This is a genomic window from Bacteroides sp. K03 (assembly GCF_019734355.1).
Taxonomy (GTDB): domain Bacteria; phylum Bacteroidota; class Bacteroidia; order Bacteroidales; family Bacteroidaceae; genus Bacteroides; species Bacteroides nordii.
Genome location: NZ_JAASHC010000004.1, coordinates 129,127 through 142,647 on the forward strand (window position 1 = coordinate 129,127; position 13,521 = coordinate 142,647).

General features: G+C 39.9%; 10 protein-coding genes. 7 read left to right on the forward strand and 3 right to left on the reverse strand.

From position 1 onward, the window contains the following. The first annotated feature begins 36 nt into the window (after nt 1-36). On the forward strand, nt 37-1,734 hold the full coding sequence (locus HCG69_RS05220; protein WP_221649161.1) for a Na/Pi cotransporter family protein: 1,698 nt from the start codon (nt 37-39) through the stop codon (nt 1,732-1,734). A 108-nt stretch (nt 1,735-1,842) separates the two neighbouring features. Here HCG69_RS05220 and rd read toward each other — a convergent pair whose 3' ends face one another. Continuing rightward, nucleotides 1,843-2,007, reverse strand: a complete 165-nt coding sequence (gene rd, locus HCG69_RS05225; RefSeq protein WP_221649162.1) for a rubredoxin — start codon at nt 2,005-2,007, stop codon at nt 1,843-1,845. Nucleotides 2,008-2,151: 144 nt separating this feature from the next. Here rd and HCG69_RS05230 point away from each other — a divergent pair, with 144 nt between their 5' ends. From HCG69_RS05230 to HCG69_RS05245, 4 genes are all read left to right on the forward strand, one after another. Continuing rightward, complete coding sequence (locus tag HCG69_RS05230) at nt 2,152-2,721, forward strand: hypothetical protein (RefSeq protein WP_221649163.1); 570 nt, start codon at nt 2,152-2,154, stop codon at nt 2,719-2,721. Between the two features lie 72 nt (nt 2,722-2,793). Further along, nucleotides 2,794-5,478, forward strand: a complete 2,685-nt coding sequence (locus tag HCG69_RS05235) for a calcium-translocating P-type ATPase, PMCA-type (RefSeq protein WP_221649164.1) — start codon at nt 2,794-2,796, stop codon at nt 5,476-5,478. 3 nt (nt 5,479-5,481) lie between these two features. Continuing rightward, on the forward strand, nt 5,482-6,099 hold the full coding sequence (locus HCG69_RS05240; protein WP_221649165.1) for an HAD family phosphatase: 618 nt from the start codon (nt 5,482-5,484) through the stop codon (nt 6,097-6,099). A 17-nt stretch (nt 6,100-6,116) separates the two neighbouring features. Next, nucleotides 6,117-7,040: a bifunctional riboflavin kinase/FAD synthetase gene (locus HCG69_RS05245; protein WP_221649166.1), complete on the forward strand. Its 924-nt coding sequence runs from the start codon at nt 6,117-6,119 to the stop codon at nt 7,038-7,040. Between the two features lie 152 nt (nt 7,041-7,192). Here the strand turns inward: HCG69_RS05245 and HCG69_RS05250 are convergent, their stop codons facing one another. Continuing rightward, nucleotides 7,193-7,453 (reverse strand): hypothetical protein, encoded by a 261-nt coding sequence (locus tag HCG69_RS05250; RefSeq protein WP_221649167.1) that lies wholly within the window; start codon nt 7,451-7,453, stop codon nt 7,193-7,195. Between the two features lie 515 nt (nt 7,454-7,968). Beyond that, nucleotides 7,969-10,866, reverse strand: a complete 2,898-nt coding sequence (locus HCG69_RS05255) for a glycoside hydrolase family 38 C-terminal domain-containing protein (RefSeq protein ID WP_221649168.1) — start codon at nt 10,864-10,866, stop codon at nt 7,969-7,971. A gap of 730 nt (nt 10,867-11,596) precedes the next feature. On the opposite strand from HCG69_RS05255, the gene HCG69_RS05260 reads away from it, so the two are divergent. Further along, a complete protein-coding gene (locus tag HCG69_RS05260; RefSeq protein WP_221649169.1) occupies nt 11,597-12,748 on the forward strand; it encodes a 6-bladed beta-propeller in 1,152 nt (383 codons plus the stop codon). Nucleotides 12,749-13,011: 263 nt separating this feature from the next. Then, nucleotides 13,012-13,518 (forward strand): DUF3836 domain-containing protein, encoded by a 507-nt coding sequence (locus tag HCG69_RS05265; RefSeq protein WP_221649170.1) that lies wholly within the window; start codon nt 13,012-13,014, stop codon nt 13,516-13,518. The last annotated feature ends 3 nt before the right edge of the window (nt 13,519-13,521 follow it).

Genomic DNA, 13,521 nt, shown 5'->3' on the forward strand with positions numbered 1-13,521 from the left:
CAATTAGAGAACAAACAACTATTAAAATAATTATAGATGGAATATTCTTTTTATGATTTTTTAAAGCTCATCGGTTCATTAGGACTTTTCCTGTATGGGATGAAGATAATGAGCGAGGGCTTACAAAAAGTCGCAGGTGACAGATTGCGAAGCATTCTGACAGCAATGACCACCAATCGGGTAACAGGGGTTTTAACAGGAGTGTTGATAACTGCCCTTATTCAGTCCTCTTCGGCAACAACAGTGATGGTGGTTAGTTTCGTTAATGCCGGATTGCTGACATTGACAGAATCTATTAGTGTTATTATGGGGGCTAATATTGGTACAACGGTCACTGCATGGATTATATCTATTTTCGGGTTTAAGGTCGATATGTCAGCGTATGCTCTTCCTTTGCTGGCCGTCGCTTTACCGTTTATCTTCTCTGGTAAAAGCAACCGTAAGTCTGTCGGTGAATTTATTTTTGGCTTTTCTTTTTTATTTATGGGGTTGGCTTTTCTGCAACAAAACGCGCCCGACCTGGGTAGGAACCCCGATATGCTGGCTTTTGTACAGAACTATACGGATATGGGATTCTTTTCCGTCCTGTTGTTTCTCTTGATTGGTACTATTCTGACTATGATTGTGCAGGCTTCCGCTGCTACAATGGCCATTACACTTATTATGTGTGCTAATGGCTGGATTGGTTTTGAGTTGGGAGCAGCATTGGTGTTAGGTGAAAATATCGGAACTACTATTACCGCCAACCTGGCTGCACTTACGGCCAATACACAGGCAAAGCGGGCGGCATTGGCACACTTTGTATTCAATGTGTTTGGCGTTATCTGGGTATTAATTATTTTCCATCCGTTTACTACATTTGTATCCTGGATTGTGGATAACTATTTCCATCCGGGAGATGCCGCAGTTGCCGTTTCTTATAAATTATCCGCTTTCCACTCTATCTTTAATATATGTAATGTGTGTTTATTGATATGGGGTGTGAAACTGATAGAGCGTACTGTTTGTGCAATCATTCATCCGAAAGAAGAAGACGAAGAGCCTCGTTTGAGATTTATTACTGGCGGTATGTTGTCTACGGCAGAACTTTCTATTCTTCAGGCTCGTAAAGAAATCCATTTGTTTGCTGAGCGTACGCACCGTATGTTTGGTATGGTGCAAGACTTATTGCATACAGACAAAGACGATGATTTTAATAAAGTATTCAGCCGCGTAGAAAAATATGAGAACATTAGTGATAACATGGAACTGGAAATCGCTAACTATCTGAATCAGGTTTCCGAAGGTCGTTTAAGTTCGGAAAGTAAGTTACAGATACGTGCTATGCTACGCGAAGTGACAGAGATTGAGAGTATCGGAGATAGCTGTTATAATCTGGCACGGACCATTAACCGTAAACGTCAGACCAATCAGGACTTCACGGAGAAACAGTATGAGCACATCCACTTTATGATGAAGCTCACCAATGATGCTCTGGAGCAAATGATTGTAGTGGTGGAGAAACCCGAACATCATAGTATTGATGTAAACAAGTCATTTAATATTGAGAACGAGATTAATAACTACCGTAACCAACTGAAAAATCAGAATATTCTGGACGTGAACAATAAAGAATATGATTATCAGATGGGAGTTTACTATATGGATATTATTGCCGAATGTGAGAAGTTGGGCGATTATGTAGTCAATGTAGTGGAAGCGAGTAGTGATGTAAAAGAGAAGAAACTGACATAGGAGTGATAAGCGGATTAGTGATTAGTGATAAACGGGTTAGTGATTAGTGATTAGTGCCATGCGGTTACAACGCAGTGAACTAATCACTAATCACTAACCCGTTCATCACTATTCATTGTACTCTTCAAAGTCTTCTTTCCCCACTCCGCAAAGAGGACATACCCAATCATCCGGGATGTCTTCAAAAGCTGTACCTGGTTCAATACCACTCTCCGGGTCACCCATTTCCGGGTCGTAAATGTAATCACATACTGTGCAAATATACTTCTTCATATTCCTTTTTTAAAGTTTACTACAAATATAACATAAAAAATATACGGATTGTTCATTGTTCTTTCTTTTTTTACCATAGAAAAGAGGTATCTTTGTGGTATCTATTTGGATAATAAGTAACCGGTTAATAAAAGAAATATGAGAATGGAAATAGGTCTAATTATTTTATGTTCAGTTCTTTTAGTTGCCTTTCTTTGGGAAAGAAAAAAAGTAATACAGGTGCGCCGGGCATTAAAAAAAGAGGCGGATGAACTGAGAAAGACAAGTTATATTGCAGGGGCGATATTACAGAGTGTACATGCTTTTGTTTTACTGATAGATTCAGGTTTCATTGTGTTGAAAACGAATTATTACAGACGTACAGGCATTAAAAAGGGAGCATCAGAAAAGAAAGTCGGAGATCTGTTGCAGTGCCGTAATGCTATGTCTGCATCGGGTGGGTGTGGCACACACGAGCTTTGTGGCTCTTGTCCGGTACGTCGTGCTATACAGGAGGCTTTTGATGAAAAGAAGAGTTTTACGGATTTGGAAGCTACCCTGAATGTGTGCACCTCTGGTTATGAGTCCGTAGAATGCGATGCTGTTATTTCCGGAACCTATCTTTTATTAAACGGTGAAGACCGGATGGTGATCACAGTTCATGATATCACTCGACAAAAGCAAGCAGAGCGTGCATTAGCAGAGACTAAAATGCCTGGAAATGTTACTCCTTAAAAAAAATTAATAAACATTCTATGCCAATTTAATGTTGTATTTTTGCAACCTAAATTTAACGCATGTATCTGAATGACTGCAAAAAACAATGACTATTATCATTTAGGCCTTACAGATAGTGAGGTCCTGGAAAGTCGGGAAAAAAATGGTGTAAATCTATTAACACCTCCTAAACGTCCTTCTCTTTGGAAACTTTATTTGGAAAAGTTTGAAGACCCTGTTGTACGCGTACTGCTCGTTGCTGCTGTTTTCTCTCTGATTATTTCAATTATAGAGAATGAGTATGCTGAGACTATCGGTATCATAGTTGCTATTTTGCTGGCTACTGGTATCGGTTTCTTTTTTGAGTATGATGCAAGCAAAAAATTTGATTTGCTAAATGCTGTCAACGAAGAAACACTTGTAAAAGTGATTCGGAACGGACGAATTCAGGAAATCCCCCGGAAAGACATTGTAGTAGGAGATATCGTAGTGCTTGAGACTGGTGAGGAGATTCCTGCCGACGGTGAGTTGGTCGAAGCTATCTCTCTTCAGGTTAATGAATCCAATCTGACAGGCGAGCCGGTTATCAATAAGACAACTGTTGAGGCCGATTTTGACGACGAAGCGACCTATGCTTCCAACATGGTGATGCGGGGTACAACGGTAGTCGACGGTCACGGTATGATGAAGGTGCTTCGTGTCGGTGATGCTACGGAAATCGGAAAGGTAGCCCGTCAAAGTACGGAACAGAGTGGTGAACCTACTCCGCTGAACATACAGCTTACCAAATTGGCCAAACTGATAGGTAAGATTGGCTTTACTGTAGCAGGAGCTACTTTTATCATCTTTGTTTCAAAAGACTTATATCACTATATTTCGGCAAATGAAATCGTAGGCTGGCACAACTATATGGCCATTGCCCAGATAGTGCTGAAGTACTTCATGATGGCTGTTACATTGATTGTAGTTGCGGTACCCGAAGGCTTGCCGATGAGTGTGACGCTCAGTCTGGCTCTGAATATGCGTCGCATGCTTTCTACCAACAACCTTGTGCGTAAAATGCATGCTTGTGAAACGATGGGAGCTATTACCGTTATCTGTACGGATAAGACTGGTACGCTGACTCAGAACCTGATGCAGGTACACGAACCGAATTTCTACGGATTAAAAGAAGGAGGCGTACTTGCCGGTGATGATATCAGCAAATTGGTGATAGAAGGTATCAGTGCTAATTCTACCGCTTTTCTTGAAGAAACCGGTGACGGTGAAAAGCCAAAAGGTGTGGGAAATCCTACGGAAGTAGCATTGCTTTTGTGGCTCAACGCTCAACATCAGAACTATCTGGAGTTTCGTGAACAGGCTAATGTACTGGATCAGCTGACTTTTTCTACCGAGCGTAAGTTTATGGCTACTTTGGTACAGTCTCCCCTTATCGGTAAAAAAGTGCTATATATAAAAGGTGCTCCCGAAATTGTACTTGGAAAATGTAAGGAGGTAATCCTCGACGGCAAGCGGGTGGATACGGTTGAATATCGTTCTACGGTAGAAGAGCAGTTGTTAGGTTATCAGAATATGGCAATGCGTACGTTAGGATTTGCCTTTAAAATAGTAGATGATAATGCACCTGATGATTGTGTAGAGTTGGTTGCTGCCAATGATCTTAACTTCTTAGGCGTTGTTGCTATCTCCGATCCGATTCGTCCTGATGTTCCGGCTGCTGTGGAAAAATGCCAGTCAGCAGGTATTGGCATTAAAATTGTAACGGGCGATACTCCGGGTACGGCTACTGAAATAGCCCGTCAGATAGGACTTTGGAATTCCGAAGATACGGAACGTAACCGGATTACTGGTACTGCCTTTGCCGAGTTGACCGATGAGGAGGCTTTGGACAGGGTAATGGATTTGAAGATAATGTCTCGCGCCCGTCCTACTGATAAACAACGTCTGGTGCAGTTGTTGCAACAGAAAGGGGCTGTAGTTGCTGTAACCGGTGACGGAACCAATGATGCTCCCGCATTGAACCATGCACAAGTAGGACTTTCAATGGGTACGGGAACTTCCGTAGCCAAGGAAGCCAGTGATATTACTTTGCTTGACGATTCGTTCAACAGTATCGGTACGGCTGTGATGTGGGGACGTTCGCTTTATAAAAATATCCAGCGATTTATCGTATTCCAGCTTACAATCAACTTTGTAGCACTGCTTATCGTATTGCTTGGTTCATTTATGGGCACAGATTTGCCTCTGACCGTGACTCAGATGTTGTGGGTAAACTTGATTATGGATACATTTGCTGCCTTAGCATTGGCCTCTATTCCGCCAAGTGAAACTGTGATGAATGAAAAGCCCCGTCGCAGCACTGATTTTATTATCAGTAAAGCAATGCAATACAATATATTCGGTGTCGGTGCCGTTTTCCTGATAGTGTTGCTGGGTATGATTTACTATTATACGAATGCTGAAGGTGGAATGACCGTGCACCGTCTTACAATCTTCTTCACTTTCTTTGTTATGCTACAATTCTGGAACCTGTTCAATGCCCGTGTGTTTGGAACAAACGATTCGGCATTTAAGGGGCTTTCCAAATCTTATGGCATGGAGTTGATTGTGATTGCTATTCTTGGCGGACAGATTCTGATTGTACAGTTCGGTGGGGCTGTATTTCGTACTGAACCGCTTGACTGGCAGACGTGGCTGATACTAATAGGTACCTCATCGCTCGTTCTGTGGGTGGGAGAACTAATCCGCTTCGTTCAGCGTTTAATACATAAATAAAAGATGAAAAGAAAAGGAATAAAAAACCTTCTTATTGATTTTGGGGGCATTCTGATAAACCTCGACCGCCCGCGTTGTATTGAGAATTTTAAAAAGTTAGGATTGCAAAATGTAGATGAACTGTTGAATGTTTATCATCAGCAAGGTATCTTTATGCAGCAGGAGAAGGGGTTGATAACTCCTGCTGAATTCCGTGATGGTATCCGTGAAATGGTAGGGAAGCCATTAACGGATCAGCAGATAGATGATGCCTGGAATTCTTTCCTGGTGGATATCCCTACTTACAAACTTGATTTATTGCTGAAACTTCGCGAAAAGTATGTGGTTTATCTGTTGAGTAATACCAACGATATTCATTGGAAGTGGTCCTGTGAGAATGTTTTTCCTTATCGTGGTTTCCAGGTGGAAGATTATTTTGAAAAGATATATCTTTCGTTTGAGATGAAGATGGTGAAGCCCGATGCCGAGATATTTGAAACAGTACTTGCAGATGCCAATATCGACCCGAAAGAGACTTTTTTTATTGATGATTCGGAGGCGAACTGTCTGGCAGCGCAGGTATTGGGTATTTCTACTTATACACCGCAGGCAAAGGAAGACTGGAGTCATATTTTTAACTAAACCGATTTTACTGACTGATGCAGATTATTCGTAATATACCGGGTACATTACTCGAGCCATGTGTGGCTACCATTGGTTTTTTCGATGGGGTACATACTGGTCACCGTTTCCTCATTGAACAAGTGAAGGAGGTAGCTGCTACCCGTGGGTTACGTTCGGTTTTGATTACTTTTCCTGTTCATCCCCGTAAGGTGATGAAAGCCGATTATCATCCGGAGTTACTCACTACGCAGGACGAAAAGATTGCATTACTGGCTGAAACCGGAGTAGATTATTGCATTATGCTCGATTTTACTCCGGAGATATCCTGGTTTACTGCCCGGGATTTTATGACTACCATTTTGCAGGAACGTTACCAGGTACAATCGCTTGTAATTGGTTACGATCACCGCTTTGGTCATAATCGTAGTGAGAGCTTTGAAGATTATTGCCGTTATGGTGAAGAAATCGGTATGCAGATAGTTCTTGCGCGCGCGTATATATATAAGGAGATCCATATCAGTTCTTCCGTGATTCGTGACTATCTTCATCAGGGAGATGTTAAGATGGCTGCACATTGCCTTGGGTATGATTATTTTCTGGATGGGACGGTAGTTAGTGGTTATCAGGTTGGACGCAAAATAGGCTTTCCAACAGCTAATCTCAGTGTAGACGATCCTGATAAGCTTGTCCCTGCGGATGGAGTATATGCCGTGCGAGTCAGTTTTGATGGATGTACCTATGCCGGTATGTTGAATATTGGTCATCGCCCTACACTTAATAATGGGATGAATCGAAGTATTGAAGTGCATATCCTTCATTTCCATTCAGATATCTATGATAAATTTATTCGTATCTCTTTTGTGCAATACATCCGTCCTGAGATGAAGTTTGACGGGATAGAGGGACTTATTGCACAACTTCATAAAGATGCAGTAGCAGTAGAAACTCTGTTGCTGTAAACTTATTGATAATCAGTGCTTAAAAGAATGTACACTTTTGCATTGTAAGAGTGTACATTTTTGATACATAAGAATGTACATTCTTGTTATGGAGAAGTGTACACTCTTGCAATTCTTTATTATCGTATTCATTTTCTTGAATAAATATTCTCTTAAAGGAAACGTTTCACTACTCTTTCTCTGCATCGATATAGGCGGATCAGTTCTGTAACGGTACATATATAATGCTTTTGTTCGATAGAAAATAGAATACTGTCGAGTAGACACAGGCAGCATAGTAATTCTTGTTTGGGCAGCGCTTCAATGTATCCGGGAGATTCAATACCGGGGTAATACTCTTTAAGAAAGGAGATCTTATCAACCGATTGCTCCAGATCGGTTTTCATAAGACAAGGGCAGGAATAATCGTTCATATATTTGTGTGTTTTAACCGATTGAAAGGCTTCCGTGCATGTATAAAAAGGCGTGGAAGCTATATACTATAATTATCCTATTGAGGCTCTGGTAAGGCCGTTCCCGAATAATAAGCAATAGCTCCACGCCCAGATGATATATAACAAAGTTATATGTACCTTGGACGTGGAGAACCTCACCTATTATCTGCGAGAATAAAATTTACCAGATTTCAATAGCAGATAACAATAAGATTTCTCCGTCGTTTAACAAAAAAACGGTGCACCCATTTCTTGGTTGCATTGCAAAGATAGGAATAATTTGACAATCCGGTAGTTTTCCTTGATAAAAATAATTGTCTGTATTTTTCCCCCTTTACCTTTTATTTCTCTTGGTTTATCCCTTTTCACATGTGTAAGGGGAGTTTGATGAATATATTTCACCACAGAGAGCACAGAGTTTTAATTATTTAAAGTCAATTAAATAACTACTCTGTGCTCTCTGTGCCCTCTGTGGTGAATTAATTCAGAACTATTTATAACTCTAATTTCAATGTAACCTGCCCATAAGGTTTCATAACCAGATCTCCGCTAACCTCTTCACTGGCTATCTCTTCCAGATCGCAAAGAGAAACTCGTTTAGGACTTTTCTGAGGGAATGATAATTTCACACTCTCTTCTTTATCCGATAAAGAACGAAGGCGGACAACCATCATCTGATCTTTATCTAAAGACTTGAGGATGGTCGGATAGATTTTTGGATTGTCAATTGCAATCAGTGGTTTCACTTCCGGATCTTTATCTGCCGTTACATAAACCAATGGCTGAGACTGTTCCAATCCAAATCGGTTTGCTTCGACTACATCATATTTGCCGTGGGGCAGAATGCGGTACCGGAATGTAACAGGTCCATCCTGTGTTAATGGGAAATTTGTATGCCAATGATTGTTCATCACCCACGAAAAGATTGTAGAACTGGGTTCCAGCTTAGTGACCCAATTGCCTCTTCCTCCCCATCCCATTGAAATGTTGGCATATCTGTCACCATATTCAAACAGAGGAGCATCCAGAGAACACCAGGTGATGCCATGTGTCTCGTTGGAAACATCCAGCCATCTTTGCAATGCAAGCCAATTCCGGTTTCCCTGTGGCCATTGGTCTTTTTCTACTTCCATAATCCCCCAAGGAATATCGACACGGGTTTTAGAATCGGGGATATTGAAATTGAATCCAAAATGTATACCGTCTTTCTCCGTTAATGGTAACTTATCGACCACATTCGTTATTTCTGCCCAGGGCTGGTCGGCCAATAAACGGATGGAGCGGGATATGCTGCGGCATCCTTTTGCTTGGGATGTTATGCATATCTCGACAGCCAATGGTCCTTTTTCTGTGACAGTAATAGAAGTCACCGTATCTGCCAAAGGGCGATTTTCATTTGCAGGAAGCCAGGCGAAAGTATTGGCTCCCTCATTTTTTACATAATCATAGCCGGATTTCTTATTGATAAAACGGACTATATTACCGGTTGCAGGATCTATCCGAAGCTTTAAAAAGTCATTCTCCAGGTTTGTTCCGTCCGTCTTGCATCCTCCGTCCAAGGTGCAATTACCTTCAACCACCCGATAGTGGCAGGAACTTAGAGCCGGAACCTCTGCCGCAACAAATAATAACTCACCGGTAGATAGCCGTTGGGAAAGAACCTCTTTTCCATCGGGACCTATAACTTTATTTCCTTTCAGGCTTTCTGCTTCTGACAAAGTGATGATGCCGGTATGGGGCCATGTGTGTGTATTAATAACAGCAATGCCACCATTAGAGGGACCTTCTTTGGGGCCTAACGCTCCATTGGATTTATCTGTAATCGGAGCCAGAGACTCGGCCAACATGTCTATTGACCGGTTCTCGGCTTCATGAAAATAAGATTGTTTGACTTTCCATATGGCATCCTGAAAATAAGGCTCAGTAGGATTCTCAAAGCACCAGGTGTGTTCCGATCCTAAAAGAATATATCTCCATCCTTCGTCGAAATCTGTCCGGGGAGCTTTCTTTCCTTCTCCTAACAGTGACCAGATGGTTTCCGCCTGCACTAACCTCTCTTTGGCATTTCGGTTTTTCGATGTTAATCCTGCTGCTGTTCCTATACCATCTGTCCAGTATTCCGTATAATCTCCGGTTACTACAGGCAGTTGTTTACCGTATTTCTCTTCAATCATTGACATGATCTCGTGTCCTCCGCTGATAATGATTTTAGGATAAGCATACTTTTCATTCCAGGCTTTCACAGCGAAGGGTATGTCGGCATCTAACGGGCTATTATCCCACAAAGTCCAGGAAAGAACGGTAAAGTCATAGGGATAATTATTGTTTTCCAATTCAATCAGTTTATTTGTAAAATCTACATTTGCGCTTCCGGTTCTGATTTCCAAAGGAACTTTTTTCGGATCACGTTGTCCGAACCAGGGACGTCCCGTAGTGGCTCCCTTCTGCATACTCCCACTATTGGCATAGCATCCGGGCTGCAAGAATAATACTTTGGACTTTCCATCCGGACCAATCCACCAGAAAGGCTTACCGTCCATACCATGTGTATGTGCGTTTCCGGCACGGTCTGTATTGGGCCATGACATTACATACTTAATGCCTTCTTGTGCCATGACTGGAATAAGCCCCCAGGAAATGCCCGGTATATCGAATTGCTGAAAAACATCAGACGGTTGTCCGCTCAGTTTTTGTATGTTTCGTGTGAATTTGAACACATGAAATAATTCTTCATCAGAACAAATACTTGTATTCAGATTCAGGTAACTGGCATCCACACTTAGCTGTCCTTTTTTTATGGCATTGATAAGGTCTTCTCTTTTTTCCGGATTAGATTGCCACAGGCGTTCCAATGGCCAGCTAACCTCCGGGTTCCATACATATTGTGCTCCTTCCCGGAAATCTTTTGTCTCTTCCGCCAACTTGATACCTTCTATTATGTTGTTCTTATGAAGTTGCTCTATGTTTTTATGGGTATTCGTATAACCTATATCTACATGGGAGTGGTTGTATAAATAAACATTCCAGTGTCGCATAGGGCTTATACTTAGCTTTTTCTTATACTTTTCTCCTGCATAAGTAAGAGTTACAGTTACTTCTGATTTTTTCCCGACAGGAAGTGTTGAAGGTAACAGAAGTTCTATATGCGTGGAGTCTTTCGCGTTCAGTGCAAAACTGTTTTTTTCTTTGCAGCCTTTTGCTACTACGTCAATCAGGCAGTCACCTTGCAACTTCTCGCCTTTCAATTTGATTTCTACAATACGTCCGGGCGTTCCATCTGCCCTGTATCCGTAAACAGGCTGGATGTTATAATCAACAGTGATCAGGCCATCTGCCTGAGCGTAGGATGAAAACACCAAAAAACAAGAATATAAAACTACTTTTTTCCACATAATGTAATAGATTAAGCTTATTCCACTAACAAATAAAGAACTGCCGGATACAAATCATAGGTAAACAACTATTTTATTATTCATCGGGATTATAGCGGGAGAATAGATCATTTTGTCTGTCTTATCAGTTTGACTGGTAAACGGTCGCAATTTATAGAAAATATTCCGGATAGCAAAGGTTGTAAATGGAAATATTTATTTACGGTATGTATATTGTATTTCCGCCAGTAAAATTAATATTTTCTGGTACGGTTATCAATTAAATGATCATATGATTGATGATGATTATTTTATTACAATATGGAAACTGATTATTTCTTCTTCTTTTATTTTTTGTAATGTCTTATGAATTTTCTGCTTGTTGGTCGTAGAGAAACGGGATGTTTCTCTACGAGTTTCATCTTGTTTCTCTACGAACAAAAAATGTAATATTTAATACCTTGATAATGAAGCACTTGTGTTTTGATTTATTTGTACGAATATTTTAATGCAAAAAGCGTTCAATTTTTCCTTTCTGTAGTTTCTTTTCTTTTCTGAATAATTACAAAATGGCAAGGTGCGCTCAAAGTCTGGTTAAAATGTATGTGTTTATTCTTGCCTAATTTGTATCTTTTCAATTATATAACAGGTTTGAATACCTATTTGGCAGAGATAGACATGTGTGTGTTTATAACTCCTTTTATCTTTGTAGTAATACTTATATAAATTCTAAAAAATACAATTAATGCCTATGAAGCCAACCATTTTCGTACTGTGTTTTATATTATTTACCTGTTGCAAAAACTCAAATGCGAGAGATCATAATATACCAGATGTAAAAACATTCACTTTTAAAGAAGCTGGAGGAGTATTAGAAGATACTGTTTTTTTTAAATCGAAGAAAATAATACCTCTGGAAACAAATGATCTGGCATTAATTGGGCAAATAGATCGTATTTGTATGGCAGAAGATACTCTTTTTGTTCTTGATCAGCAATCTAACAGTGTTATTGTTTACGATAAAGACGGGAAGTATATAAATAGAATAAGGAACGTGGGGAAAGGTCCGAAGGAATATATTAATATAGGTGATATCAGTGTGGATAATCTGAATAAAGAACTTGTAGTATTATGTGCGCATCCCTCTAAAGTACAGTTCTATTCCTACCAAGGCAAGTTTCTTAGGGAGGAGTCTTTAGGCGAACGGTACTATAGTCATTTAGGTACAGATGGGCGATATATTTATTTTCATGACAACACAAATGTGAATAAAAAGAAGGAAGTAGCTGTTTATGATCGGCAATTGAATCACAAAGCAGACGTATTGGAGCATGGAAAGGTATTTGAAAATAATGAATTGGGCACTGTAACCCTTTTTGGTCATGGGAATTCTATGACAGAAGACTCTTCTATCCATATTGTGAGAGGATTTGATAATACTATATATGAAGCTAAATATGGGAAGGTTTATCCCAAATATCAATTGGATTTCAAAGAATGCACATTGCCTGAAAGCTTATTAGAAAGCAAGATGAAACCTTTTGAATTCCTGGATCTTTGTAGGGAGAAACATTATGTAGTATCTTTAGAAGAAGTGATAGAGAATTCCAGACTTGTATTATTTACGACTAATATTGGCCTTTTTGTATGCGATAAACAAAGTGGGGAGATGACACGGCATCTTTTTCTTTTAGACTCAACAGTGGATGTGGGAAGTAGCAATGTACAGGTAATTGGGAATACGAATAAGATAGTTGTTGCCTGGCCGGTTGCTCGTTTAAAAAATATGATAGATGTATCTTTAGAGCATTCCTCCCAAAATAAGCTCAAAATGGAATTTATAAATAAATTGAATGCCATGGATGGTGAAAATAATCCTATTCTGTTTATCTATGAGCTTTAGTTTGTGCTTCTAAAAATGATAGTATGTAGTTTTTTTGTTGACACTATTGGGAGCATTAAATGTTGATTGGAATTATATAGAGGTAGAAAAGAAGAAATAGATCATACTCAGTAATTGAGTAAATAAGCCGCAAAAAAAACTTTTTTTATTGTTTATCGATAAATTTTTATCGTTTTTCTTTGGTAGATGAAAAATAATGTTTTCCTTTGCATATCGAAAAACGATAAATAATCATTGAATAACAATTAAAAATACATAGTCTTATGAAAAAGTCATTTATGAGTATCTCGATGCTGGTTGTATCTATCTCAATGTTAGCCTTATTTTTGTGTAGTTCTGCAGTTAGTGCACAGACTTCTTCTAAATTCGTTTATAATAAGAGCGAGAATGCTGAAACGGTATACTCTCTTGATAAAAGCGGAAAGTATCTTACTCCGAAACTGAAATATGAATATAGCAAAGACGCTCAGGGGAAGGGCGGAGTAAAGAAAGCCTATCGTTGGAGCGCGGGAGAACAGAAATGGGTACCTTATTATTTGATCAGCATGTCCGAATCCGGAAATAATTCAATAGTAGAGTATGCTGCATGGGATAGCAAAACGCAAGACTTCTCGCTGAATCCGCAAAAGGCTGTTTATAGCAAAGGACTTGAAAATGAAATTCTGTCATACGTGCTTTATAAATGGAATCAGAACGAAGAAAGTTGGGAAGCAAACCAGTATCTACTGTGCGGGGATTATCTCGCAATGGAGGCCGATAGTCTGAATTAAAAC